This is a genomic window from Amycolatopsis sp. lyj-112, from assembly GCF_046549055.1.
GTDB lineage: Bacteria > Actinomycetota > Actinomycetes > Mycobacteriales > Pseudonocardiaceae > Amycolatopsis.
In genome coordinates, this window is record NZ_JAJPWS010000006.1 from 40,521 (window position 1) to 65,976 (window position 25,456).

The 25,456-nt window shown below is 68.4% G+C and carries 24 protein-coding genes and 1 tRNA gene; 4 read left to right on the forward strand and 21 right to left on the reverse strand.

Annotated features, from left to right (window positions below; all coding sequences use genetic code 11):
• Window positions 1–76: 76 nt before the first annotated feature.
• The 3 genes from ACLJRL_RS21315 to ACLJRL_RS21325 all read right to left on the reverse strand — a co-directional run bounded on the left by ACLJRL_RS21315 (window position 77) and on the right by ACLJRL_RS21325 (window position 4,188).
• The gene (locus tag ACLJRL_RS21315; protein ID WP_410657993.1) at window positions 77–328 is read right to left on the reverse strand and encodes a DUF742 domain-containing protein; all 252 of its coding nucleotides are present in this window, start codon (window positions 326–328) and stop codon (window positions 77–79) included.
• Window positions 294–644, reverse strand: a complete 351-nt coding sequence (locus ACLJRL_RS21320; RefSeq protein ID WP_410657994.1) for a hypothetical protein — start codon at window positions 642–644, stop codon at window positions 294–296. The genes ACLJRL_RS21315 and ACLJRL_RS21320 overlap by 35 nt, the downstream gene beginning before the upstream one ends.
• A gap of 397 nt (window positions 645–1,041) precedes the next feature.
• A complete protein-coding gene (locus tag ACLJRL_RS21325; RefSeq protein WP_410657995.1) occupies window positions 1,042–4,188 on the reverse strand; it encodes a BTAD domain-containing putative transcriptional regulator in 3,147 nt (1,048 codons plus the stop codon).
• Window positions 4,189–4,340: 152 nt separating this feature from the next.
• Between ACLJRL_RS21325 and ACLJRL_RS21330 the strand changes: the two genes are divergently transcribed.
• The gene (locus ACLJRL_RS21330) at window positions 4,341–5,513 is read left to right on the forward strand and encodes a serine hydrolase domain-containing protein (RefSeq protein ID WP_410657996.1); all 1,173 of its coding nucleotides are present in this window, start codon (window positions 4,341–4,343) and stop codon (window positions 5,511–5,513) included.
• Between the two features lie 146 nt (window positions 5,514–5,659).
• Here the strand turns inward: ACLJRL_RS21330 and ACLJRL_RS21335 are convergent, their stop codons facing one another.
• The 4 genes from ACLJRL_RS21335 to ACLJRL_RS21350 are packed head-to-tail and all read right to left on the reverse strand — an operon-like array spanning window position 5,660 to window position 7,415.
• A complete protein-coding gene (locus tag ACLJRL_RS21335) occupies window positions 5,660–6,196 on the reverse strand; it encodes a cupin domain-containing protein (protein WP_410657997.1) in 537 nt (178 codons plus the stop codon).
• A complete protein-coding gene (locus tag ACLJRL_RS21340; RefSeq protein WP_410657998.1) occupies window positions 6,193–6,504 on the reverse strand; it encodes a cupin domain-containing protein in 312 nt (103 codons plus the stop codon). The genes ACLJRL_RS21335 and ACLJRL_RS21340 overlap by 4 nt, the downstream gene beginning before the upstream one ends.
• Before the next feature lie 30 nt (window positions 6,505–6,534).
• Entirely contained in the window at window positions 6,535–6,759 is a 225-nt protein-coding gene (locus ACLJRL_RS21345; protein WP_410657999.1) for a hypothetical protein, read from the reverse strand.
• Window positions 6,756–7,415 (reverse strand): TetR/AcrR family transcriptional regulator, encoded by a 660-nt coding sequence (locus tag ACLJRL_RS21350; RefSeq protein ID WP_410658000.1) that lies wholly within the window; start codon window positions 7,413–7,415, stop codon window positions 6,756–6,758. The genes ACLJRL_RS21345 and ACLJRL_RS21350 overlap by 4 nt, the downstream gene beginning before the upstream one ends.
• A gap of 118 nt (window positions 7,416–7,533) precedes the next feature.
• Here ACLJRL_RS21350 and ACLJRL_RS21355 point away from each other — a divergent pair, with 118 nt between their 5' ends.
• Window positions 7,534–8,580, forward strand: a complete 1,047-nt coding sequence (locus ACLJRL_RS21355) for a hypothetical protein (protein ID WP_410658001.1) — start codon at window positions 7,534–7,536, stop codon at window positions 8,578–8,580.
• A 967-nt stretch (window positions 8,581–9,547) separates the two neighbouring features.
• Here ACLJRL_RS21355 and ACLJRL_RS21360 read toward each other — a convergent pair.
• Window positions 9,548–9,620, reverse strand: a tRNA-Asn gene (locus ACLJRL_RS21360).
• 161 nt (window positions 9,621–9,781) lie between these two features.
• Between ACLJRL_RS21360 and ACLJRL_RS21365 the strand changes: the two genes are divergently transcribed.
• Window positions 9,782–9,961, forward strand: a complete 180-nt coding sequence (locus ACLJRL_RS21365) for a hypothetical protein (RefSeq protein WP_410658002.1) — start codon at window positions 9,782–9,784, stop codon at window positions 9,959–9,961.
• Between the two features lie 68 nt (window positions 9,962–10,029).
• Here the strand turns inward: ACLJRL_RS21365 and ACLJRL_RS21370 are convergent, their stop codons facing one another.
• From ACLJRL_RS21370 to dnaG, 3 genes are read right to left on the reverse strand one after another with little or no spacing between them, the layout of a single operon-like run.
• Window positions 10,030–10,794, reverse strand: coding sequence for a trans-aconitate 2-methyltransferase (locus ACLJRL_RS21370; RefSeq protein ID WP_410658003.1), 765 nt, complete (start codon window positions 10,792–10,794; stop codon window positions 10,030–10,032).
• Between the two features lie 34 nt (window positions 10,795–10,828).
• On the reverse strand, window positions 10,829–11,350 hold the full coding sequence (locus tag ACLJRL_RS21375) for a hypothetical protein (RefSeq protein ID WP_410658004.1): 522 nt from the start codon (window positions 11,348–11,350) through the stop codon (window positions 10,829–10,831).
• A gap of 6 nt (window positions 11,351–11,356) precedes the next feature.
• Window positions 11,357–13,255 (reverse strand): DNA primase, encoded by a 1,899-nt coding sequence (gene dnaG / locus ACLJRL_RS21380; protein WP_410658005.1) that lies wholly within the window; start codon window positions 13,253–13,255, stop codon window positions 11,357–11,359.
• A 218-nt stretch (window positions 13,256–13,473) separates the two neighbouring features.
• Here dnaG and ACLJRL_RS21385 point away from each other — a divergent pair, with 218 nt between their 5' ends.
• On the forward strand, window positions 13,474–14,412 hold the full coding sequence (locus tag ACLJRL_RS21385) for a sigma-70 family RNA polymerase sigma factor (RefSeq protein WP_410658006.1): 939 nt from the start codon (window positions 13,474–13,476) through the stop codon (window positions 14,410–14,412).
• Between the two features lie 69 nt (window positions 14,413–14,481).
• On the opposite strand, the gene ACLJRL_RS21390 is transcribed toward ACLJRL_RS21385, so the two are convergent.
• The 10 genes from ACLJRL_RS21390 to ACLJRL_RS21435 form a co-directional block, all read right to left on the reverse strand.
• The gene (locus ACLJRL_RS21390) at window positions 14,482–15,048 is read right to left on the reverse strand and encodes a carboxymuconolactone decarboxylase family protein (RefSeq protein ID WP_410658007.1); all 567 of its coding nucleotides are present in this window, start codon (window positions 15,046–15,048) and stop codon (window positions 14,482–14,484) included.
• Between the two features lie 386 nt (window positions 15,049–15,434).
• Window positions 15,435–17,237 (reverse strand): glycosyl transferase, encoded by a 1,803-nt coding sequence (locus ACLJRL_RS21395; protein WP_410658008.1) that lies wholly within the window; start codon window positions 17,235–17,237, stop codon window positions 15,435–15,437.
• Between the two features lie 9 nt (window positions 17,238–17,246).
• On the reverse strand, window positions 17,247–18,323 hold the full coding sequence (locus ACLJRL_RS21400) for a serpin family protein (RefSeq protein ID WP_410658009.1): 1,077 nt from the start codon (window positions 18,321–18,323) through the stop codon (window positions 17,247–17,249).
• Between the two features lie 54 nt (window positions 18,324–18,377).
• The gene (locus ACLJRL_RS21405; protein WP_410658010.1) at window positions 18,378–19,649 is read right to left on the reverse strand and encodes a deoxyguanosinetriphosphate triphosphohydrolase; all 1,272 of its coding nucleotides are present in this window, start codon (window positions 19,647–19,649) and stop codon (window positions 18,378–18,380) included.
• 45 nt (window positions 19,650–19,694) lie between these two features.
• On the reverse strand, window positions 19,695–20,330 hold the full coding sequence (locus ACLJRL_RS21410) for a YdcF family protein (protein ID WP_410658011.1): 636 nt from the start codon (window positions 20,328–20,330) through the stop codon (window positions 19,695–19,697).
• 32 nt (window positions 20,331–20,362) lie between these two features.
• The gene (locus ACLJRL_RS21415) at window positions 20,363–20,968 is read right to left on the reverse strand and encodes a response regulator (RefSeq protein WP_410658012.1); all 606 of its coding nucleotides are present in this window, start codon (window positions 20,966–20,968) and stop codon (window positions 20,363–20,365) included.
• Window positions 20,965–22,158 carry a sensor histidine kinase gene (locus tag ACLJRL_RS21420; protein ID WP_410658013.1) on the reverse strand — a complete coding sequence of 398 codons (1,194 nt, stop codon included), beginning with the start codon at window positions 22,156–22,158 and terminating at the stop codon, window positions 20,965–20,967. Before ACLJRL_RS21420 ends, ACLJRL_RS21415 begins: the two co-directional genes overlap by 4 nt.
• A 13-nt stretch (window positions 22,159–22,171) precedes the next feature.
• Window positions 22,172–22,900, reverse strand: a complete 729-nt coding sequence (locus ACLJRL_RS21425) for an ABC transporter permease (RefSeq protein WP_410658014.1) — start codon at window positions 22,898–22,900, stop codon at window positions 22,172–22,174.
• Window positions 22,897–23,820, reverse strand: a complete 924-nt coding sequence (locus tag ACLJRL_RS21430; protein WP_410658015.1) for an ABC transporter ATP-binding protein — start codon at window positions 23,818–23,820, stop codon at window positions 22,897–22,899. The genes ACLJRL_RS21425 and ACLJRL_RS21430 overlap by 4 nt, the downstream gene beginning before the upstream one ends.
• Before the next feature lie 158 nt (window positions 23,821–23,978).
• Window positions 23,979–25,367, reverse strand: coding sequence for a glycine--tRNA ligase (locus tag ACLJRL_RS21435; RefSeq protein WP_410658016.1), 1,389 nt, complete (start codon window positions 25,365–25,367; stop codon window positions 23,979–23,981).
• Window positions 25,368–25,456 lie beyond the last annotated feature (89 nt).

Below are 25,456 nucleotides of genomic sequence, written 5' to 3' on the forward strand. Positions count from 1 at the left end.
CGGTCGGTGTGGTCAGTCTCCTGGCGTTCTTCCGATCTTCCTTGTTCAGGGGCAGGGCCCGGTTTGCTACCGGGCCCTATTCGAGCGCTCGTAGTCCCTCTAGGACGCGTTCCATCGTGGCGAATTTCGGGCCGCCGCCGTCGTCGTGGTCGTCGGGGTGCCCAATGTGCACCACACCGCGCTCGGCGAGGTCGCTGACGAGGAACCGGATGACGCCGATCGGGATACGCAGGATGGCGGCGATCTCCGCGAGCGCCACCGACCGCTCGCACAGTTCGACAATCAGCAGCTCGTCAGTACCGTCGCCGTCGAGGTCGAGGTCCTGCAAGTCCTCGGCGGTGGTGACCAGGGCCTCGAGCCGAAGCTCCCGCGCGGACCGGGGTCCGCCCGCCGGTCCTGGCGTAAGGCCGGACGAGCGGGTTGGCGACGGCGAAATCATCGAAGTCGACATCGGCATCGTCGTCCGCAGCCGTGTCGATGACGAGCGACACCGGCGTGCCGAGCCGCTCGATATCGAGGGCGTCGAGGGCAGTACGGGCACGCAGGTCCGCCAGCCCGTTCGCGACGTCGAAGACCCGGCAGGCATGGAAACTGACGACCACGGCGGACCGCGAACGGCCGGCGTGCTCCCAGACAGGGATCACGCTCGGCAGCTCTAATGCCGACGGAAATCGCCAGCATTTCTTCTGCAGCGTGGTCTCCCGGTTACTGGCGGGTGACGTCAAGCAGGGGGCGGGTCGCTTCTTCGAGTTGATCAAGGAGTGTGTCAAATCCTGCGGATGCCTTCACCAACGCCGGTACGCCGTGGCCTTCCCCCGTCATGCCCTCGGTGAGCTCGACGTCATGATCGTCAGCAAGCTCGCCACCACACCCGACCCGCTCAGGACGCTCGATCGGCGGCGGATGAGTGCCTTGGGGGGTGCTTCACACAGTCATAGTTCAGGAGTTCGAGGAAGTGAGGGGCGCCAGGCGAGGGCGACGATCTTTCGGGCTGCAGGGAGATCGCGATTGCTTGGCCCACAAGGATTCCCGCCCGCGGCCTTATGCGCGCAGCTTTGCGAGCCGGTCGGTGGCCTCTTGGAGTGTCATGTCGGCACCCCGCTGGTAGGCGATGTCGAAGTCGATGCGGCCGAGCCGCTCCGCGAGCACCTCCGCAAGGGAGCGCAGTTCGGTGTCGCCGTGGTCGAAGGCGCCGCGGATGGCCTGGCTCAGGCCGAGCGCGGTGGCCGAGCCGGCCGGATCACCCTCCAGTAACAACAGCCGGGCCAGGAGCTGGGCGGCCCAAGGGGTGTCCATGTCCGCCTGCGCCGCCTGCACGGTACGGGGCAGCAGCTCGCGCGCGGGTGCGGCGTCCCCGGCGGTGAGGAGGTTCGCCATCCTGGCGGGCACCAGAAGGTTCTCGATCGTCTCCGCGTTGAGGGGCAGTCGGCGGGCGAGTGTCTCCATCCGGTCGAGTTCTCGGTTGGCCCGTTCGATCTCGCCGGAGCGGCGATACAGCTCGGCCAGCCTGGCTAGGACCTCAATCTCCAGCAAGGGCTGGCCGCGCTCCCATGCCGCTCGTTGGGCGGTTTCGATGTCGTGCTGGGCACCGGCCAGGTCGCCGGCGCGCATGCGTTCGGTGGCGAGCTGGAGCCGGGTGGAGACCTCGTCCTGTGAGCCGAGGTCGGTGGCGATCGCGACGCTGCGCTCGTAGGCGGCGATCGCCTCGTCGTGTTCGCCGCTGATGGCGTGAACCTGCGCCAAGCCGATCAGCGTCTTCGCCGTCCACCACCGATCGCCTGCCTCGTCGAACGTGTGCAGCGCCGCTGCCATCGCGGTCGCGGAGCTTTCCCGGTCGCCCCGTTGGCGATACCTCATGGCTTCGATCATGCTGGCGCAGGCGATCGCCCAGCGGTCCGAGCCGCTGCGCACCCGGGCGATCTCCTGGTCGACCAGCTCGTCCAGCCCGAGTGTCGCCGCCGTCACCAGCACCGTCGTCAGCAGCATCGGATAGCGCCGCAGCGCGCCTGTGTGCGCACAGTCGTCGATGAGCGCGCGCAGTCGCTCGGGGTCGGTGACCGGCCCGCCCTCTCCGGCTACCAGGTGGATCGCGGTGAACGCGGCCCGGGCGTCCGCGGGCAGCGCGTCACCGAACTCGGCGACCTTGGCGACGTAGGCATCGGCCCGAGCGTCGTAGCGGAGCATGACCCAGTACCAGTACAGCGGGCCGAGGAGGCGGGCCGCCACCTTGGCGTCGCCGGTTTCGATGGCCGTTTGCAGGGCGAACATCAGGTTGTCGTACTCGGCCTGGAACAGCCGCAGCGACTCCACCTGCTTGCCCGAGCGCAGCAGCGGTTCATGTTCCTCGGCCAGGGCGGCGAAGTGCCGCACGAGCCTGCGCAGGACGGCTTCGGCTTCCCCCGCGAGGCGAAGCTTGTCCGCCGAATGGGCCCGGATGGTCTCCAGCATCCGGTAGCCTTCGCCGGCTCGTTCCACAATGGACTTGCCGACCAGGGAGCCGAGCACGTAGACGACTTCCGCTGTGGGGAGCGTGTCGTCCGAGCAGGCCGCCTCGATCGCGGCGATCCCGGTTCTCGCCGGAAAGATCGACATTCGGCGGACCAGTGTTCGTTCTCGATCGGTGAGGAGGTCCCAGCTCCATTCGATGACCGCGTGGAGCGTCTGCTGCCGCGGCTGGGCAGACCGGTTGCCGGTGCTGAGCAACCGGAAGCGGTCGTCGAGCCGTTGAGCGATCTGGTCGGCGCTCATGGTCCGCAGTCGCGCCGCGGCCAGCTCCAGTGCCAGTGGCAGTCCGTCCAGTCGGCGCACGATGTCCACGACCGTGGCCGTGGTCGGCGCGTCCAGTGCGAAGTCCGGCTGTACGGCTGCCGCGCGATCCCGGAACAGCCGCACTGCGGCCGACTCTGCGGCCTCGGCGGGACCCGCATGTGGCGGTGGCAGTTCGAGCGGGCCCAGACGGCACAACGTCTCACCCACGACTTCCAGCGACTCCCGGCTGGTGGCCAGGATCGTCAGGTACGGCCGGCGCTCCAGCAGCTGCCCGCAGAACTCCGCGACATGGCCGGAGATCTGTTCGCAGTTGTCCAACACCAGCACACCTTCACCGCAGGCGAGGAGATTGACCACTTTCTCGAGCGGTGTGCCGGACGGCTGAGCGTCGGCGAGGCTGAGCGCGCCCAGCACCGCCTCGGGCAACCCGTCCATTGTGGTCACTCCGGCCAGTGGGACGAGCCAGAGCCGCCCACGCTGATGGGTTCGATGCCGGCTCGCCGCCTCAACGGCCAACCGGGTTTTTCCCGCGCCTCCGGGACCGACGATGGTGACCAGCCGGGAAGTCTCCAGCAACCCGGCAAGCAGTCCCAGCTCCTCCGCCCGGCCGACGAAGCTGGTCGACTGGGCCGGCAGGCGTCCCGGCACCGCCTCCGGCCGAGCGTGTTCCACCTCGGGGATCTCCAGCTCGCCCCGCAACACAGCCAGGTACGTTTTGCGGAGTTCCTCGGACGGGTCGACGCCCAGTTCCTCGGCGAGCGTGCCGCGGACCTGTTCGAAGACGGCCAGCGCGTCGGACTGGCGCCCTGCCGCGTGCAAGGCTCGCATCCGCAGTCCTGCCAGCCGTTCGCGCAACGGGTGGCCGACGGCCACCGCAGCCATATCGCCCAGAATCTCGTGATGGCGGCCCAGTCGCAGCTCCGCCTCGAACCGATTTTCCCTGGCCGCGGCGCGCAGCTCGTCCAGCCGCGCCCCGGCCGTAGCGGCGAACGGAGTGTCGCGCACATCGGCCAGCGCGTCTCCCCGCCACAGCCCCAGCGCCTCGTCCAGCAGCGAGCCCGCTCGCTGCACGGCGCCCGCGGCCAGTTCGCGACCGCCCCGCTTCGCCTTCTCCTCGAACCGATAGGCGTCGACGTTCTCGACGCGTACGTGCAGGCGGTACCCGCCGACTGCCCTCTCCACGAGTTCGGCCTCGCGTAGAGCCTTGCGCAGCCGATGCACCAGCCCATGCAACGCATTGACGGAGCCCCCGCGCGGGTGACCACCCCACAGGCCGTCGACGAGGGCGTCGACCGACACTATCTCGCCTTCGGCCAGGGCCAGCCGGGCCAGCAACGCGCGAACCATGACGCCGCCGACATCGATCGGCGCACCGTCGTCGGCATAGGCACGGACCGGCCCCAGCACCTCAATCCGCATGCGCACCAGGCTAACGAGTCGTGCCCGCCACCATGCCCAACCCCTTACAGCGGCCGGTGCCACTGAAAGAGCGTTCCAAGACGCCTGTAAGCGCAGTCGGAAAGCGTGGCGGACGTACGGAAAGCCAACACGAACTGAAAGGCCGAACGACCATGACGACTAGAACCCTCCGAGGCGCTGTCTGCCTGCTCGCCGCCGGACTGGCGGTGACCGTGAGCGCGTCGCCGGCGCTGGCCGACGACTGCCACGCCAAGGTCCAGCAGATACTCGACCAGACCGTCACCGATGACGGCCTGCCCGGCATACTCAGCGACATTCGCGACGGGCGCGAGCCGTGGTTCGGCACGGCGGGCGCGGGCGACACCGAGACCGGACGCGAGCGCCGCCGGCAGGACCGCTTCCGCATCGGCAGCGCCACCAAGACGTTCACTTCGACCGTGATGCTGAAGCTTGCGGCCGAGGGCCGGCTGAGTCTCGACGACACCGTGGAGAAGTGGCTGCCCGGCGAGGTCCGGGGCAACGGCAACGACGGCACCAAGATCACCATCCGGAATCTGCTCAACCAAACCAGCGGCCTGTTCCCCTACACCTCGGACGAGAGTGTGGTGCCCAAGTACTTCACGCCCGCCTTCCTCGATCACCGTTTCGACACCATGCGTCCGGAGGAGATGGTGAAGCTCGCCGTGGCACACCCGCCCATGTTCGCCCCCGGCACGGCCTGGGCATACTCCAACTCCAACTACGCGCTCGCCGGAATCATCATCGAGAAGGCCACCGGCAGGTCGTACGCCGAGGAGGTCGAGCAGCGGATCACTCGCCCGCTGGGCTTGACCGCGACCTACGTACCCGGTTTCCGCGAGACGAAGCTGCGCGGACCGCACGGACGGGCGTACTCCACACTGTGGGTCACCGAGCCCGGCGCCGACGTCTACGACGTCACCGACATGAACGCGTCCTGGGCCTGGGCAGCCGGTGGCATGGTCTCGACCGCCGGGGACCTGCAAAACTTCTACCGGGCGCTGCTGGGCGGACGCCTGCTGCCGCCCTCGCAGCAGAAGGAGATGTTCACCACGGTCTCGACCGAGGGCAGCGGGTGGCCGGTCCCGAACGCCAGGTACGGGCTCGGCGTCTTCTCCCAGACGCTGTCCTGCGGAGTGACGGCCTGGGGTGGAGGCGGCATGATCCACGGTTCCTGGACGAACGCGATGGGCACCGCTGACGGCAGGCACACGGTCGTAACCAACATCAACGGCGACTGGGGCAACCCGATCGGCATCTTCACCAAGGTGCTGGAGGCGGAGCTGTGCCCGCCGCGCTCCCGGTGACCGGTCCGCAAAACGAGACACCCCGAACGACCAGATCGGGGTGTCTCGGCGTTGGGCCGAGCAAGGGAACGAGTCGGCCTTGACCGCTCGTCGCGGCAGGGCGGCGCGCGTCGTGTTCCTGCGCGTCGTGTTCGGGTCTGCCGCGGTCAGCTGCCGGGTTCGTGTTCGTCGCGGTGCGGGGTGATGAGGTGGTAGCGCCTGATGATGTCGGGGAACCAGTCGGGTTCGCCGAACGTGACGCCGTATCGCTGGGCGATCCGGTCAACTTGGTTCTGCGTCGGGCCGCCCTGTTGGTTCAGGTCCGCGAGTTCCCGGAAGAAGTTCTCGAACCCTGCCGGGCTGATGATTTCGATCATGCGCGCCGGGCTGTCGCCGGCGTTCCACATGGCGTGCATTTCCCCACGTGGCTTGGTGATGTAGCCGCCGGGCCCCAGCACGACCTCGCGGTCGCCGGAGCGGAACCCGATCTCCCCCTCCAGCACGATGGAGTATTCGTCTTCGCGGGTGTGCGTGTGGGGCAGTGTGACCGCCCCGACCGCGAAGGGATGTTCCACCACGGCGAAAGCGCCGCCCGTGTCCCGGCCCGCCCATTTGAAAACCACGCCGAGAGTCGCCGAGAGATCACCGGTGTGTCCTTCACCTGGCTGAATGATGCTGAGCGGCGGCCCAACGTCGTCGGTCATGATGCGTCGTCTCGCTCGAGCCATTCGGTGATGAAATGGTCGCTCTCGTGAATGTCCACGGCCTCGTAGGTTCCGGGCCCGAGGACGGCGAACTTGTGCGGGGTGCTCGCCGGGATGACCAGGACGTCGCCCGCGGTACCTTCGCGCTCCTGGTCGCCGATCGTGAACCGCGCGCTGCCGTGCAGGATCACGATGGTCTCCCGATAGGGATGCTGGTGGAGGTTCGGGCCGGCGCCGACCTCGTCCGTGCGCAGCCGGATGATCGTGATCCCGGCCCCGATGTCGCGGCCCTCGAAATCGTGTTCCACGGTGCTCCCTGAATTCGTTGGGGTGACGCTTCAGTCGTGGGGACGAACCGCGGGCGCGGCGGAAAGCCGGCGGCTGTGGGCGAGCAGTACCGGGTAGTCAGTGGCGATTCCGCGCATCAGCGCCTCGACCGCGCGTTCGACCTCGAGGTCGCCGATCGGGGCGTGATCGAACAAGGCCCGGTAGTGCACGAGCGACCCGATCATGTCCAGGATGCGGGCGACGGCGTTGCGCGGCGGGTCGGACAGCGTGGTCATGAAAGCCGCCCGGAGCGCGTTATGTCCGAACTGGAGTCCGGCGCGGGTTCCCGCCGGCACACCAGCGGCAGGTAGACCTCATCGACGATCTCGACAAGGACGCTGTCGGGTATGGCGGCGATGCCACCGATGAGGTACTCGTTGCGCAGCAACACGATGGCCACGGTGGCCACCCGCGGGTGAAGAGCCTCCGGTGAGGCCTCACCTCGCGCCACGGCGCGTCCCAGAATCGTCAGCCACAGAGCGGCTCCACCGGTGGCCGCCTCTTCGTGCAGCCGCGCCAGCAGTTCCGGTTCGTCGTTCACGCTGGCCAGCAAGCCGCGGAGGATCTCGCCGCGCGGCGAGGACAGATCGCGATTGATCCGGCGCAGCAAGGACAACACGTCCTCACGGAGCTCGCCGGTATCCGGCGGCCGCAGGGTGTCTTCGACCAGCTGCCGGTAGGCGGCCACGCCGAGCGCGGCGCGATGGGGCCAACGACGGTAGATCGCGTTCTTGTTGGTGCCGGCGCGCTTGGCGACCCGGTCCATGGTCAACCCGGAGTAGCCGGATTCGGCCAGCTCTTCGATCGTGGCGCGCAGAATGGCTTGTTCCAGGACGGCACCGCGCCGGCGGCTCCGCGCGGGACCGTCCAGCGACTGCGGGTGGTCAGCCACGTCTCCCCCTTGTTCCGGTACGAGCCGTACCTTACCAGTCTTCCCATCAGCAGACTCCATGTTCTAGTAAGGTACGTTCAGTACTCTAATTCGACGCGGCTGGCCAAGGGAGAACGTCATGCGAGGCAAAGGCATCACCTACGACACCGGCTTCAGCCATGCCGCGGCGAACACCCGCAGGCTCTTCGACCCCGAAACCGTGCGCCACGAGATGCGGGTCATCCACGACGACCTGCACTGCACCTCCGTCCGCGTGACCGGGGGCGACCCCGACCGCCTGGAGATCGCCGCCACGTACGCCGCTGAAGCCGGCCTCGAAGTCTGGTTCTCACCGTTCACCAGCGACCTCACCGCCGACGACCTGCTCGTGCTCATCGCCGACTGCGCCGACCGTGCCGAACGGATCCGGCGAAGAGGGGCCGAAGTCGTGTTCCTCACCGGCTCCGAGCTAAGCATTTTCACCATCGGCTTCTTGCCAGGGGCGACGCTCACCGACCGGCTCGCCCTGCTGGCCGAACCACACCGCCTGCGGCCACTCCTCGCGCCGCTATCCGCCCATATCAACGAATTCCTCGGCAAAGCCGTCGAGCAGGTCCGCGAGCGCTTCCACGGCAAGGTCAGCTACGCCTCACTGCCGTTCGAAGGCGTCGACTGGACACCGTTCGACGTTCTCGCGACCGACGCGGGCTACCACTCGATCGAGGTCGCCGACCACTACCGCGACGGCATCCGCACCCTTGTCGCATCGGGAAAACCGGTCGCCATCACTGAATTCGGCTGCACCACCTACCGCGGCGCCGCGGACAAAGGAGGCCGCGGCGACGCGATCATCGAATGGCACCCCGATGGACGACCGTCCCGGCTCACCGCCGAGTACATCCGGGACGAAGCGGAACAGGCCAACGCCCTGCGCGACACTCTCGACATCCTCACCGCCGAAGGAGTCGACTCCGCCTTCGTCAACACCTTCGCCCGCTACGACCTACCCCACCACACTGATCCGCGTGAGGACTTCGACCTCGCCAGCTACGGCATCGTCAAAGTGCTCGAAAACCGTTACGGCACCACCTATCCGACAATGACCTGGGAGCCCAAAACCGCCTTCACCGCCGTCGCCGACTACTACCGCGAACATGACCCACACCGGAACCGCGAACCCCGGTGACACCTGAGGGCGTCGGCCGGGTCAGTGCGGGAAGGGATCGTGGTTCCCAGCCATGATCAGTTCTTCGCGGCCTCGGGGCAGCACGAGGCTTCAGAAATAGCTAGAGGCACCAAGAACGAGGATCCGAACAGCGCGGTTCTTACGGCACGGGAGCAACGGCTGCGGTCACTCTATGACCGGATGACCTACACCGAAATCTTCAACGCGCAGCCATCTTGAGAGAACCGCTCGGTGACATCGGCCGGGTTCAGCGGGCTCCCGTCTGACTGTGTGAAGAGCAGACCGCTGTCGACCCCAGGCACTGCCGAGGCGTTCCTTATCAGCGTCCTGGCGCACGATGTGCTGCCTCGGAACGAGGCCCGTGTTCGCGTCGAGCCCTTCCGACCAGGTGGTCTTATAGCGTCGGCTGGCCGGTCTCCCACCCGTACTGCACGATCTGGTTCGCCCCTCCAGCGTCGCCGCGTCCAGATACATGTCCGACCGGCGCTGCCCGCTGGCCTCCCCACACCAGAGCCCGACATGCGCGATCAGGTGGTACAGCGGATCCGTTCACCGCGGTGTCGAGGAATCGGCAGGGTTGAGCCGCGATGCGTCAAACGGACGAGCAACAGCCAGGTAGGAAGTTGACACGTCAGAGGGCTCGCCACCAGTCCAGGCCTGTATTGCGCGCCCGATGAACTCGTCGGAGTTGCCAGGTCGACGACTGGCACCCTGCTCCGCCTCCGCAGGCTACGTCGGCCACTGATCATCAAGCCGGAACACTCCAGCGTGTCGCGCCTGGCAGCGACCAGCCCTACGAAGGCGACGCACGGGTTACAGAAGTCGTGACGGGCCAGCCCATCAGCGATCACGCCAACTGCGCGGTCAACAGGTCGACAGGCTGTCGTTGGACGAACGTCAAAATCGACACTAAATCGCCCCTAGCGTCCAGACACGAAAAAGCCCAGGCCTGTGGCCTGGGCTTTTGCTCCCCCGCTTGGACTCGAACCAAGAACCCTCCGGTTAACAGCCGAATGCTCTGCCAGTTGAGCTACAGGGGATCGTGCTCGCACCGGCCAATCGCTCCGACCGATGAGAGAACTTTAGCCGATGGCCTCCGCCGACCGTGCACCCACCCCCCAGTTTCGGAGCGACCTCGTCAAAGTCGGTTTTTGAGGGACAATGACAGCCGGAGCAAGATCGAACGGAGGCGTGGACTCGGATGAAGATGTTCCTGCTGGGCGCGGCCGCGGGCTATGTGCTGGGCGCGAAGGCCGGCCGGGGGCGGTACGAGCAGATCGTGCGGACCTACCGCAAGATCGCCGACCACCCCATGGTGCAGGGCGCAGCCGGGGTCGCCCGTGCCAAGGTCGGTGAGACGTTCGGGCGGTCTCAGCGCTGACCAGTGCCCTGATCGAGCCGAAGGGGCCCTTCGCCGCATACGACGCGGCAGAGGGCCCCTTCGGGCCGTCAGGGCACCGTGGCGACCACGAACACGCGCCGGAACTCGAACCAGGTGGTCCCGTCACGGCGCGGCGGGTAGGCCTCGTCCAGCTCCCTGGCGATCTGTACCCGGAAGTGGTCCCAGTCGGCCCCGGGCAGCGCCTCCTTGACCGGCCGGAGCGAGGTTCCGGTGATCCACTCCAGCACGGCGTCCTCCCCGGACAGCCGCTGCAGATAGGTGGTCTCCCAGGCGTCGACGGCGCATCCGGCGTCGGCGAGCAGGTTCCCGTAGCCGAGAGGGCTGTCGACGGCCTCGTTCTCCCGCAGGACGACGTCGGCGAGGCGCGGAGCCCACTCCTCGGTCCGCGCGAGTTCGCGGACCAGGGCGTGCGAAGCGGCGTCGAAGTTGCCCGGGACCTGGATCGCGAGCGTCGCCCCGGACGGCAGGAGGTCCACCCAGCGGCGCAGCAGGACACGATGCTCCGGCACCCACTGGAGCACGGCGTTCGAGACGACCACGTCGGTGTCCGGCTCGGGCACCCAGTCGCTGACGTCAAGGACCCGCGCGTCGACGCCTCGCGAGCGCGCGGCCTCGACCATTTCGGGTGAACTGTCACTCGCCTCGATGATCGCGTCCGGCCAGCGTCGCGCCAGGTCCGCGGTCAGGTTTCCAGGGCCGCAGCCGAGGTCGGCCACCCGGCGCGGCGCGGTGGCCGGTATCCGCCCGATGAGGTCGTAGAACGGCCGCGCCCGAAGGTCGGCGTAGTCGAGGTACTTGACCGGATCCCACATGGCGCCTCCCAAGCGATACAGTACGAGCGTACTGCTAGCCGCGGGGGTTGGCCAGTTTCTCCGCCGCTTCCTCGGCGATCGCCTTGATCACCTCGACGTCGGTGCCCGGATCGGAGCGCACCTGCAGCACCGTGCCGTCCCGGCCCGGGACCTTGCGCTCGACGAACCACGCTCCCCCGGTCCCGAGGTCCTTCCGATGCCGTTCACGGACCGAACCGTCGACCCGCTGGCGCACCAGGAACGGCACCTTGCCCGGCCGGGGCAGCTTGAACCGCACCGGGTTCTTGTCCGCCAGCAGCACGGCCTTCCCGGCGACGCCTGCCTCCTCGGACTCGGTCAGGGTGAACGTCCCGTCCGCCCAGGCCGCCTTGCCGACCAGATGCCAGCCGACCCGGCGCGGCCCCGCCTCGGCGGGGATCCACAGGCCGAACTGGGTGACGAGCAGATACCCGCCGCCGTCGACCGGGGCGCTTCCGACGACGTGCTCGCCGTCGTCGAGTTCACCCTCGAAATCCGCGGGGACACGGTCGCCGAACAGGTGACGCAGCCAGCCCATGAGCACTCAGTCCGATCCGCCGATGGCCTGTTCCTTCAGCGCCTTCCGGTACTGCTCGAGGGCGACGAGGTCGCCGAACAGCGCACGGTAGTCATCGGGCGCCTCGACCGGGGAAAGCCGCTGGAGCTTCGACTTGATCTCGTTGATCTGGCGGCCGACCAGACTCTCCTGCACGGCCGCGAGCTGCGCGGAGATATAGCGCGAGTCGACCTCGCCCTTGGCGCGCAACGGTTCCACCGAAAGTTCACTGAGCACCCGCCGTACGGTCCCTTGTGGACAGTGCGGGGTGGCCGCGCCGAGCAGGGCGGCTCCGGTCAGCCCGGAACCCGCGCCACCGGCGGACAGCAGCGCCTTGTGGATGGCGGCGTACACCGGGTGAGTGAACGCGTCCTCGGGCAGCGCGTCGTACTCCGCCCCGGCGAGGATCGGCTGCTGCAGCGCGGCCTTGAGCGCCTCACGCTGGGCGATGAACCGCGGATCGCCGGGAGCGGGCCGCGGCAGGTCCTCTTCCATGGCGGGAGTCGCCGCCTGAGCGGGGCGGCGGGCCTCGGCGTTGGCGGAACGTTTCGCCACCGCGCCCGCGCTGCCGCGAACCCGGTTGACCACCTGAGCCGCATCCTGCCAGCCGACCCACCAGGCGAGTTTCGACGCGTAGCCGTCACGGCTGGCCCGGTCCCTGATGCCGGCGACCATTGGCACGGTCTTCTGCAGCGCCGCGACCTGCCCGTCGACGGAGTCGAGGTCGAAGGCCTTGAGCATGCTCTTGATCGCGAATTCGAACAGCGGGATCCGCCGCGCGACCAGGTCGCGCACCGCGCCGTCGCCCTTGGCGAGCCGCAGTTCGCAGGGATCCATGCCGTCGGGAGCGACCGCGATGTAGGTCTGCCCGGCGAAGGTCTGGTCGCCTTCGAAAGCCTTCAGCGCCGCCTTCTGGCCCGCTTCGTCACCGTCGAAGGTGAAGATCACTTCGCCGCGGAAGGCGTCGTCGTCCATCATCAGCCGCCGGAGGACCTTCATGTGGTCCTCGCCGAACGCCGTTCCCGACGACGCGACGGCCGTCGGAACCCCGGAGGCGTGCATCGCCATCACGTCGGTGTAGCCCTCGACCACCACGACCTGGTGCCGTTTCGCGATCTCGCGTTTGGCCAGATCGAGGCCGAACATCACGTGCGACTTCTTGTAGATCGGCGATTCGGCGGTGTTCAGGTACTTCGCCGAGACGCGGTCGTCGTCGAACAACCGGCGCGCGCCGAACCCGACGACCTCGTTGCCGACGTCGCGGATCGGCCAGAGCAGCCGCCGGTTGAACCGGTCCATAGGGCCGCGCTGGCCCTCCTTGCACAAGCCGGCCGTGAGCAGTTCCTTGACCTCGAAGCCACGGGTGAGCAGGTGTTTGGTGAGCTTGTCCCAGCCGCCCGGCGCGTAGCCGCAGCCGAACGTCTTCGCGGCCGCGGAGTCGAAACCGCGCTCGGAGAGGAAGTCCCGCGCCGCGCGCGCGTCCGGGGTGAGCAACTGCTCGGCGTAGAACTCCTGGGCGGCGCGGTGCGCCTCGATCAGCCGGGCCCGGGTGCCGCGGTCGCGCTGGACACTTCCGCCGCCGCCTTCGTAGGTCAGCCGGAATCCGGCGCGGTCCGCGAGCCGCTCGACGGCCTCCACGAACGAGATGAGGTCCATCTTCTGGATGAACTTGATCACGTCGCCGCCCTCGCCACAGCCGAAGCAGTGGAAGGTCCCGTGGGTGGGGCGCACGTTGAACGAGGGGGTCTTCTCGTTGTGGAACGGGCAAAGCCCCTTCAGGCTGCCGCCGCCGGCGCTGCGCAGGGCCACGTAGTCACCGATGACCTCGTCGATTCGGTTACGCTCGCGCACCTCCGCGATGTCGCTCTCCCGAATCAGTCCTGCCACACCCCCACTCTAGTGGTTGCCATCGGAAGTCCTTCGGGGGTATTCGGCGGATCCAGGTTTCCGCTGGGGCGTGCGGCCGCGAGGTCCTCGTACCGGGGTTGTACTCGGGCCTCGCGGCCGGGCGGCCAGCGGGAACCTGGGCCGTCGAGACCCTCGGAGGACTTCCGATGGTGACCACTAGTTCTTCGTCCCGGAGCCCTGTGCGGCACACTCGGGGAATGAGCACCGCTCTCGACGAACTCGCCGGAGGCTTCGCCGCCCTGCGCCCCCACCTGGTCTCGGTCGCCTACCGGCTCACCGGAGCGCTGACCGACGCCGAGGACGCGGTCCAGGAGGCCTGGCTGCGGCTCAGCGGCATGGACGAGCCCCGCCGTTCGGCGATCGAGGACCACAAGGGGTGGCTCACCACGGTCGTCAGCCGGATCTGCCTGGACCGGTTGCGGTCGGCGGTGGTGCGGCGCGAGCGGTACGTCGGGGAATGGCTGCCCGAACCGGTCCTCGGCCCGCTGGGCTCGCCGTCGTCGGAAGACCCGCTGGCCGTCGTCGTCCGCGACGACGGGATGCGGATGGCCGCGATGGTCGTGCTCGACCGGCTGACCGCCGAGCAGCGTGTCGCGTTCGTCCTGCACGACGCGTTCTCGGTGCCTTTCGGTGAGATCGCCGAGATCCTGGGCTGCACCCCGGAAGCCGCGCGCCAGCACGGTTCCCGCGGCCGCCGCGCGGTCGCCGACGCCGATCCGCCGCCCCGCACGGCCCTGGCCGAACAGCAGCGCATCATCGAGAAGTTCATGGCCGCGATGCTCACCGGCGACATCCAGGCCGTCGCCGAGGTGCTGCACCCGGACGTCGTCCTCGTCGGCGACGGCGGCGGCAAGGCGCGCACGGCGGTGCACACGGTCTCCGGCTTCGACAAGGTCACCCGGCTGTTCCAGGGCCTCATGCGGATGTACGACCCGGCCGGGCTCGAACAGGGGCGGTTCGCGCTGGTCAACGGCGACGTCGGGATGTACCTCCCGCCTCAGGCGGCTTCGGGGCAATACCGGGCGCTCGACGAGCACGTCGACGCGTTCGTCATCCGGGACGGGCAGATCGTCGCGATCTACGACATGGCGAACCCGGACAAGCTGACGGACGCGAAGACCCGCGTCGGCCCCTGACGCGTTTCGTCCTCTAGTCGCGGTAGATGCACGCGCAACTACCGCAACTAGAGGACTAATTGCTCAGGGTCAGGGCAGCGGGACGCGGCAGGCGTCGCCCGAGGTGAAGCCCTGCGCGGTGATGTCGAGCGCGCTGTTCACGCGGGCGCGCATGTTCTCCAGCCCGATCTGGTAGGTCAGCTCGATTACGCCCTTGCGGCCGAACTCACGTTCCAGTTCGGCGACCTGCTCGTCGGTGACGGTCACCGGGCTCACGGTCATCGCGTCGGCGTAAGCGAGCGCGAGCCGCTCCTGGTGGGTGAAGGCGGGCGACTTCGCGTAGTCGTCGATGTTCTTCAGCCGCTCGATGTCGAGCCCTTCGTGCACCTGCAACATGGTCCCGAAGTCGATGCACCACGAGCAGCCGAGCTGCGTCGCGACCCGGTAGACGGCCAGCTCGCGGACGTTCGCCGGCACGCTCTTGCTCGCCTTCTCCACCAACAGTTCGTGCACGCCGCTGGCCCGGAACAACGCCGGGTGGTGCGCGGAGACCGCCATCGGCTCGGGCACGGCACCGAAGCGCTTCCCGGCGAACTTGTAGATCAGCTTCAGCAGGAAGCCGGCTTCGGCGGTCTTGACGGCGGGAATGCGCGGCATGATGTCCTCCTCGTGAAAGGTGCGTTCACGAAGAGGACGAGACCGCTCGCGCGGACGTGACAGTGACGCCGATCTCGCCTCTCAGGGCATGAATCGTCCCGCGATTAGTCCTCTACTTGCTACTGGTCAAGACGTGCGCCTTGTCCCTGTGGTCCGTGAAGGCCCCCTTGAGGGACTCAGAGTCCCTCAAGGGGGCCTTCACGGACTGCGCGATCGCCACGTTCGTCACACCGTCACCAGGAACCACACCTTCGCCGCGTGAAGGACCCCTTCACTCGGCTCAGCGAAGGGAAGGGGTCCTTCACGCTTTTCCAGGTAGTGAAGGCCCTTCACTACCCTCAAGGTAGGGAAGGGGGCCTTCACGGACTGCGACGAGCCGCGCGGGGTCAGGGTGTGATGGTCCGGACGTCCCACATCCAGACGCCGTCGATGAACTCCCCCGGCTTCCGCAGCAGCAGGTCCACCGTGGTGCGGAAGGCGTCCTGGTGTTCGCGCGGGATCAGGACGAGCACGTCGGCGTTCCAGTAGCGCAGATCCTCCAGCGCCTGGATCCGCTGTGCCTCGGTGATCGTGGCCGGGACGCCGGTCTGCTTGATCTGGTCGAAGATGATCGACGTCGGCCGCTGGATGGCGCCGTAGCGGCCGCGTTTGTCGTCCGGGCCGCTCGGGCCGACGAAGTAGCCCTCCGGCATCGAGTAGCCGAGGTCCGCGTCGATCTGCCAGTGCAGCGGCTCGGATTCGCCGGAACTCGGCAACGGCACGGGCACCACGGTGCCGCCGGGCGCGACGTAGGTCCGCCAGGTGCCCTCGGCGAGGAAGCGCGGCGTCGGCGGGCGGTCCTTGACGATCAGCTGGGTCGGCGCGATCGGCAGCAGGACCGCGATGACGACGCCGATCCACAGCAGCCGCAACGGGAATCGCCGCTCCCCCGGTACTTCGGGCAGTTTCGACGCGGCGGTGTAGACGCGCTCGGTGGCCAGCGCGAGCAGGGCGCCGATGAGCGGGATACACCCCATCGCCAGTCGGGATTCCAGCAGCGATTCGAACAGCGGCAGTTCCGAAAACAGCTTCCAGGGCCCCGGGACCCCGGTCTCCTCGTGCACCACGATCAGCTGCACACCCAGGGAAAGCCAGGCCATCACGAACATCGAGACCGCCAGCGCCCGCGCGAACACCTCGCGCCACAGCCAGACGGTGATGATCACCATCAGCACGATCAGCGGCCAGCCGAAGAAGGCGTTCTCTTCGGTGCGGTTCATCGAAACGTCCGCGGCCGCCTGCGCCTGCCCGGCGACCGACTGCGTCGCGAACCGGGTGAACGCGGCCGTGTCGTTGCCGACCGGGCCGTGTTCGATCGCCTGGTAGCTCTGCGGGCCGAAGAACTGCCACCACAACGGATACGCGGCCAGGACCAGCGCCACCGCGACGCCGATCCCGATGCCGACGCCGAGCGGTTTCGCCATCGCGCGGAATTCGCGGTGGTTCGTCGCGAAGTAGGTGATGGCGAAGAACGCGAACGCCATCGCGAAGATCAGCAGCGGCTCTTCGCCGAGGAAGATCTGATACGCCGCGAGCAGGCCGAGGAAGATCCCGTTGCGGACCGGGCGCTCGCCGCGGGCGATCTTGAACACCAGCAGCGCGATGAACGGCAGGACGAACCACGCGACGAAGTTCGGGTGCGCGTTGCCGTGCGAGATCATCGGCGGGGCGAACCCGCAGAACGCGCCGCCGATCGCCGCGCCGACCCGGTGGGTGACCAGGTGCCGTGAGAACACCCAGTACCAGGCCGCCGCCGTGCCGGCGAGGCCGCCGGTGAGGGCGATCGCCCAGGTGACTGTCGGGCCGAAGGTGAGCGTGACCGGCGCCAGCGGGATGCCGATGCCGAGCATGGCCGTGTTGGCCATCAGGTTCACGCCGAGCGGATGGTTCTGGAAGTGCGTGGTGAGCGGATTGTTCAGGTGCAGCACGTTGTCCGCGGTGACGGAGAAGAACCACTCCCACAGATTCTGATCCGAAGCGCTGTTCCAGAGATAGCCCTCTTCGAGATCGAGCCAGAGCCCGTTGTAGAGCAGGAACGCGAACAGCAGAAAGCCGCCCATGATGGCGGCGTCGGCACCGGAAAACCGGCGAGGTCTCACGGGAGTCTCCTCGGCCTCCACGGCCGCCGCCTCAGCCTGGAAAAGACTCACTGACCATCCTCACGGCTCGACTACGCGGGCGAGAAAGTAGATCACACCCGTGGAGGCATGCCGCACGAGCAGGAGGAACGGGCGATCGACGGCGACCTCGAGGGGTTCGTCGACCATGATCGACGTCAGCCGCATCAGCACCGCCGTCGCGGCGGCGCCTTCGAGGCCTTGTTCGTCGATGCGCAGCACCGACTGGTGGACGACCTCCGACACTTCCAGGCGGTCGTCGTCGGCGAGCCCGGTGAGGTCCGCGCGTGCGGTGAACATGGTGCGCACACCGAGTTCCTGGAGCTTCTCCGTCAGCGGGCTGGCGACGTCGAGCTCGAGCTTCGGCAGCGAGAGGCTGAGCGTCTTGGAACGCGTGTTCTCCAGCAGACCGGCCAGTTTCCCGGCATCGAGGTCCGCGTCGTCGAGGTCGCCGTCCGGGAGCAGGACGATCGCCTCCACCCCGCCCTCGGCGCCGAGCCGGACGACCTGCCAGCCGTCCTCGTGGGTGTGGTCGAGCTGTTTTTCGAGCCACATCGTCGGCACCGTACGGGTTCCGGACGGCGCGTGGAAGTCCGCGGGCGCGGTGTTGTCACGCGAGAACGGGTTGTTCCAGGCGGTTTTGAGATACAGCGCGTTGACGATCGCGGCGACGGTGTCCGGCGCGACCGTGCCCGGCTGCAGCAGTTCGGGGATCAGGTCGTGGGTCGCCTCGGCGACGTCGGCGTTGATCAGCCGCCGGGCGGCTTCCGGATCGTCGCCGAACGGTGCGCTCGCGACCTTGCCGCCGGGCCAGGTCGCGAGTTCCTTACGGAAGGAGTCTTCGAGGGGGAGGCCGTCCCAAGCCCAGAGCGTGTTCGCGACCGCGAGTTCGGGGCCGTCGTCGAGCAGCGACGAGGCCTTGCCCAGCAGGTCGGCCAGCTCGTCCGGGTCACCGAGCAGCGCGACCAGTTCGTCTCTGGTCTTGCCTTTCGCGGCCTGCGTGACCAGGCCGAGCGCGCTCGCGATCGAGTACGGCGAGAAGCACGCGTTCTCCGCGCGGCTCGCCAGCACCCGGTAGAGGTCCAGACCAAACCGAAGGTGGCTTTCGACAGCGCCCATGCCGCAGACCGTACCGTGCACGGGCCTGTCCGTCTCCTGTCCGAAAGTTCCGTTTCAGCCGTGACGGCCCGTATGCCAGGCGTGCCACGCGTGGGCCTGGGCGTCGGTGAGCGACGCGACCTGGTCGACGACCACGCGCTGGCGGGCCGCGTCGTCCGGGGCCGCCTCCCACGCGGGCAGGAACAGGCCGTCCAGCGACGCCGGCGCGCGACGGCAGAGGGCCTCGACCAGTTCAGAGACCGTCTGGCGCTGGCCGTCCTGCATCGCCAGCCGCCGCCTGTCGCTCATCACGTACCGCAGCGCGAGTGCCTTGAACAGCGCGACCTCGGCCGCGACCTGCTCCGGGATGACCAGCTGCGCGGCGTAGCGACGCAGCGGGCCCTCGCCGTACACCGCCCGCGTCGCGCCGACGACCGCCGTGGCGAAGCGGCCGACCAGTTCGCTCGTCAGCCGTTTCAAGGCGACCTGTGCCTTGAGCGACCCGTCGAGCCCCGGCCTGGTGAGTTCCTCGACCACCGGCAGGTCGAGCAGTTCCTTCGCCGCACCCTCCAAAGTGGACTGCGACTGGTCCGAAAACCGCAGTGCCGCCTCGGCGATCGCCGCGCGCTCCTCCGGATCGGCCAGTACCTGCAACGAGATCCGGCCCGCCAGTACCCCGTCCTCGACGTCGTGCACCGAATACGCGACGTCGTCGGACCAGTCCATGATCTGCGCTTCGAGGCAGGTGCGACGCTCCGGCGCCCCCTCGCGGACCCACGCGAACACCTCGGCGTCGTCGGCGTAGACGCTGTATTTCGGATTGCCCTCTTCGCGCTGCCACGGGTACTTCGTCGAAGCGTCGAGGCAGGCGCGGGTCAGGTTCAGCCCGCCCACCGGCCCGCCTTCGAGCAGGACCTTGGGCTCCAGCCTGGTCAGGATCCGCAACGTCTGCGCGTTGCCCTCGAAGCCGCCGCACGACTGCGCGACCTCGTTCAGCGCGCGCTCCCCGTTGTGCCCGAACGGAGGGTGCCCGATGTCGTGCGCGAGCCCGGCGGTGTCGACCAGATCCGGGTCCGCGCCCAGTTCGTCGGCGATCCCCCGGCCGATCTGCGCGACCTCCAGCGAATGTGTCAGCCGCGTGCGCGGGACGCCGCTGACCTCGGCACCTTCACCCGGTCCGACCACCTGGGTCTTGCCGGCCAGCCGCCGCAGCGCCGCCGAGTGCAGCACCCGCGCGCGATCACGGGCGAAGGGACTCCGCCCGTCTTCCGCGCCTTTCAGCGCGGCGCCCTTGGGCCGCTCGGGCAGCAGCCGCGCCCGGTCGGCCTCGGTGTAGGTGTCGCTCACGGTGCCAGCTTAAGCGTGAGCACCGACACTCACCGCCACTCAGACCTACAGGGCGTCCGCCGGGGACTTCGTGAGCCGGTAGTACAGCAGCGCCCCGGTCTCGCGGACGATGTAGCGGGCCTGCGTCTCGCGGGCCTGCACGATGGGGCCGCGATGGGTGGGCGAGGTCCAGGCCTCCAGGCCGAGGTCGTCGGCCATGATCCGGGCGCGGAACGAGTGCCACGGGTCGCTGACCAGCACGGCCGTCTTCCAGCCCCGTTTCTGCACCTGCTCGGCGACAGCCTTCAGGCTGCGCAGCGTGTCGCTGCCCTCACCGACCGCGAGAGTGGCCGACTCGGGGACCCCGCGCTTGCGCAGCCACAGCGCGCCGGCCTGGGCCTCGGTGAAGTTGTCGTCGGCCTTCTTGCCGCCCGAGGTGACGATCGTCTTGGCGACGCCCTGGTCGTAGAGCGACTTCGCCTTGGCCAGCCGCGACTGGAAGATCTCCGACGGCCTGCCGTTGTACTGGGCCGCGCCGAGGACCACGATGACGTCGGCCTGATCGCGCACGTCCTCGCGAGCGACCTGCCAGACGCGGAACGCCGTGCCGCCGATCACCGCGAAGACGACCAGCAGGACGCCCGCCACGATCCGGCGCACCCAGTGCGCGCGTGTGGGTTTCGTCCGTTCGGCGTTACTCACGGAAGTGATTCTCTCAGAAGCGCGGAGTGATCTCAGAGCCAGCCGTGTTCTTCCGCGAGCCGCACCGCTTCGGCCCGGGTCCTGGCGCCGGTCTTGCCGATCGCGGCGGAAAGATGGTTGCGCACGGTGCCTTCGGAGAGGTGCAGCGCACGGGCGACGTCGGCCACCGTGCTGCCGTCCTCGGCCGCCTTGAGGACGTCGTGTTCGCGTCCGGTGAGCGGGCTGGCGCCGGTGGCGAGCGATTCGGCGGCGAGCGCGGGATCGACCACCCGGAGTCCACTGTGGACTCTCCGGACGGCGTCGACGAGTTGCTCCGGCGGGGCGTCCTTGACCACGAATCCCGCGGCCCCGGCCGCCATCGCCCGCGCGAGATAGCCGGGCCTGCCGAAGGTGGTGCAGATGATGATCCGGCACGACGGCAGCGCGCGGTGCAGTTCGGCGGCCGCTTCGAGCCCGTCCTTGCCCGGCATCTGGACGTCGAGCAACGCGACGTCCGGGCTCGTCTCCTTGGCCTTGGCCAGAACTTCGTCGCCCGAACCGAGCTGGGCGACCACTTCGATGTCGGCTTCGAGGCCGAGCACCGTGGCCAGGGCGCCGCGCACCATCGCCTGGTCGTCGGCGAGCAGGACCCGGATCACGCGCAGCCTCCAGCGGGTTCGGCGAACGGCGCACGCGCGTCGCCCGCCACAGTGGTGGCCGGTACCTCGGCCCGGACGAGCCATCCTCCGTCAGGCCGCGCGGAGGCCTTCAAAGTCCCTCCGACGGCCTCCAGGCGTTCGGTGAGCCCGCGCAGGCCGTTCCCGGCCGGAGCCTCACCGGCCTGGCCGTCGTCCTCGATCTCCAGCCAGGTGTGGCCGAAGCGGACCTTCACCCGCTTCGCCCCGGAATGCCGGAGCACGTTGGTGACCGCCTCGCGCAGGACGTACCCGAAGGTCCGCTGCAGGCCGGGATCGACGTTGTCCACCGCACGCGGCAGGTCGGCGTCGATCTCGGCCGCCCGCAACGCCGCCCGCGCCCCGGCGAGTTCTGCCGAGAGCGACACCTCGCGGTACTCCGACACGGTCGCGCGGATATCCGACAACGCGCTGCGGGTCAGGCCTTCGACCTCGCGGATCTCCTCGATCGCGCGGCCGTCGTCCTGGCCGCTTTCCAGCAGCCGGCGGGCCAGCCCGGCCTTCACCGTGATGGTGGTGAGGCTGTGGCCGAGGATGTCGTGCAGGTCGCGCGCCAGGCGCTCCCGCTCGCCCGCCACCGCGAGCGTCGCGATCTCCCGGTTCGCCGCCTCCAGTTTCCGCACCGCGCGGACCAGGTTCGCCATGAAGAACATGGCCGCCGTGATCGAGGCGACCGCCACGACGTCACCGAAGTCCTGGTTCCCGAGCACCTGGACACCCAGCACCAGCAGCAGGGTCCCGCCGTCCAGGATCACCGCCCACGCCGGTGGCAGGGTGAAGGCCAGCACCGCCGTCGCGTAGATCAGGACGTACGGGTTGCCCCCGTGCAGGAAGGTCAGGGAGATGCCGATGAGCAGCATCCCCACCGAAAGGACGTAGGTCATCCGGCGCCGGGAAGGCCGCAGGACGACCGGGAACAGCACGTAGCAGGCACCGTAGACGACCAGGAGACCGGCGATCACCAGCTCTTTCCCGGTCGCCCCGGCGGTGAAGAGGTCATGCGCCGCAGGGACCAGGACCGGCAGGAGGAAGGCGATGCTGAGGGCGGCCCACGGCACCGGCCTGGGTCCCCGGCCGGTGCGCGGCGGCATGTCCGACCACCAGTTCTCGCGGCTGTTCAAGCCCGTCTTGACCCTGCCCGGGTAGTCGCTCACCGGTTCACCCTTCTCAGACCCGCGCACTGTCCTTACGGTAACGCCTGATCACCAGCGCCCCGAGGACCGCCGTCCACGCCGCGAGCACGCCGAGCGCGGCCGGGAAACTCACCGTCAGATGGTCGGTGACGGCCGGGCGGACCAGCTGGATCAGCCAGTACGTCGGGGTCAGCTGGGCGAGGTCGCTCATCCAGGACGGCATCGCGTCGATCGGGATGAAGACGCCGCCGAGGAAACCCATGGTCATCGTGACGACCATCGACACCGGCTGCATCGAGTCCGGCGTGCCGAACTGGCCCAGCAGCAGGCCGAGCAGGACCAGCGGGATCGCACCGAGCCAGATGCCCAGGACCAGCCTGAGCCACGCGGCCGGGCCGAGGTGGACGTCCTGCAGGAACACGCCGGCCAGTGGCACGAGGATCAGCGACGGAAGCGCGACGAGCATCGCCGACAGCGCTTTGCCGCCCAGGTATCCGGCCCCGCTCAACGGTGTCAGCCGCAGTTGTCGCTGCCAGCCGATCGAGCGTTCCAGCGCGAGTTTCCCGCCGCTGGTCATGGCCGCCGAGAAGGTGCCGAAGACCATCATGTTGACCATGATCACCGCGGCGATGTTGATCTCGGCGGAGCCGAAGACGTTGGACTGCAACAGGAACATGACCACCGGGAAGGCGATCGCGAAGAGCACGAACCGCGTCGAGCGGAAGGTCCGGACGACCTCGATCTTGAGATAGGTCGGGTTCATCGGGCGAATTCCTCGTTCTTGTCTGTGGTCAGCGAAAGGAAGGCGCCTTCGAGGCCGACGGCGCTGATCTCGATGTCGTGCGCTTCGGGAATCCGGGTCATCAACGCCCTGAGCGTGGCGTCGGAATCGGACGTGGAAATGGTGACGCGGTCGCCGCGAAGTTCGAACCCGGTGACCGCGGGCAGCCCCGCGATCACCGCCTCCGCCGCCGCGGGCACGACCGCGCGGACCGTGCGTCCCCCTGCCAGCGCACGGACCTGCGCGACCGAACCGTCCGCCACGATCCGCCCCGACCGCATCAGCACGACACGATCGGCGAATTCCTCGGCCTCTTCGAGATAGTGGGTGGCGAACAGGACGGTGCGGCCGGAATTCGTGAACTCGTACATCGACTTCCAGAACTCGCGGCGCGTCCCGACGTCCATCGCGGCGGTCGGCTCGTCGAGGACCAGCAGGTCGGGGTCGCTCACCAGCGCGACGGCGAACCGCACCCGCTGCTTCTGCCCACCGGAAAGCCGGGTGGAACGCCGGTTCGCGATGTCCTCGACCCCGGCGCGGCGCAGCGCGTCACGGACGGGCATGGGCTTGCGGTGCAACGCCGCGACCATGCCGACGGTCTCGGCGACGGTGAGGTCTTCGACGAGCGCGCCGCCCTGCAGCATCGCGCCGATCATCCCGTCGCCGACCGCGTCACCCGGCTTCCGTCCGAAGACGGTCACGGTGCCGGTATCGGGCCTGGTGAGCCCCAGGATCATGTCGACGGTGGTGGACTTGCCGGCACCGTTCGGGCCGAGCAGCGCGACCACCTCGCCCGGCGCGATCGTGAGGTCCACGCCGTCGACGGCGTGGACGTCGCCGTAGTGCTTACGCAGCTCCGAAAGGTGTACTGCCGCCCCAGCGGCGATGTCTTGTTCTCGCATGCTTCGAGCTTGACGCGGCGAGGCCTTCGGGCCGTGGGCCGCGCGTCACGACCTGAGGGTGACAGTTGTCAGGGGTGGGGTCCCGGAAACGCTATGAACGGCCCGTTACTTGCAAATTTTGCAAGTAACGGGCCGTTCATAGCATTGGCCGAGCGACTTCAGCAGCCGATCAGGCGACCGGCCAGGTAAGCCTCGAGCTTGTCGATCGCGACCCGCTCCTGCGCCATGGTGTCGCGCTCCCGCACGGTCACCGCGAGGTCGTCGAGGGTGTCGAAGTCGACGGTGACGCAGAACGGCGTCCCGATCTCTTCCTGGCGCCGGTACCGCTTGCCGATCGAGCCGGCGTCGTCGAAGTCGACGTTCCAGTGCTTGCGCAGCGTCGCCGCGACGTCGCGCGCCTTCGGCGTGAGATCCGCGTTGCGGGACAACGGAAGCACGGCGACCTTGAACGGCGCGAGCCGGTAGTCCAGCTTCAGCACGGCGCGCTTGTCGACGCCGCCCTTGGCGTTGGGGACCTCGTCCTCGTGGTACGCGTCGACCAGGAACGCCATCATCGACCGGCCGACACCGGCCGCGGGCTCGATGACGAACGGGCGGAACCGCTGCTTCGAGGCCTGGTCGAAGAACGACAGGTCGACGCCGGAGTTGTTCGAGTGCGTCGTGAGGTCGTAGTCGGTGCGGTTCGCGATGCCCTCGAGCTCGCCCCACTCCTGGCCCGCGTTGAACGCGAACCGGTACTCGATGTCGACGGTGCGCTTCGAGTAGTGGGAGAGCTTTTCCTTCGGGTGCTCGTAGTGGCGCAGGTTCTCGGGGTTGATGCCGAGGTCCTTGTACCAGTCGGTGCGCTGGTCGATCCAGTACTGGTGCCAGGTCTCGTCCTCGCCCGGCTCGACGAAGAACTCCATCTCCATCTGCTCGAACTCGCGCGTGCGGAAGATGAAGTTGCCCGGCGTGATCTCGTTCCGGAACGACTTGCCGATCTGGCCGATGCCGAACGGCGGCTTCTTCCGCGCGGTCGTCTGCACGTTGAGGAAGTTGATGAAGATGCCCTGCGCGGTCTCCGGACGGAGGTAGTGCACGCCCTCCTCGGACTCGACCGGGCCGAGGTGGGTCTTCAGCATCATGTTGAAGTCACGCGGGGCGGTGTACTCGCCGCGGTTGCCACAGTTCGGGCACGGGACGTCGGACAGGTCGTCCTCGGTCGTCGCCTTGCCCGTACGCGCGGCGAAGTCCTCGGCCAGCTGGTCGGCGCGGAAGCGCTTGTGGCACGAGAGGCATTCGATCAGCGGGTCGGTGAACACGTCGAGGTGACCCGACGCGACCCAGACCTGGCGAGGCAGGATCACCGACGAGTCGAGGCCGACGACGTCGTCGCGGCTCTGCACGACGGTCTTCCACCACTGGCGCTTGATGTTGTCCTTGAGTTCGACCCCGAGCGGCCCGTAGTCCCACGCCGACTTGGTACCGCCGTAGATCTCTCCACACGGGAAAACGAAGCCTCGACGCTTACAAAGGCTGACGACGGTCTCAATGGTGTTGGAGGGCACTCCACGCTCCGAAGCATGCGGGGACGGGTAAGGACTGGAACGACAAGCCTATCCGCCCGTCCCCGCACGACCTCCGGCGAGGTTGGAAC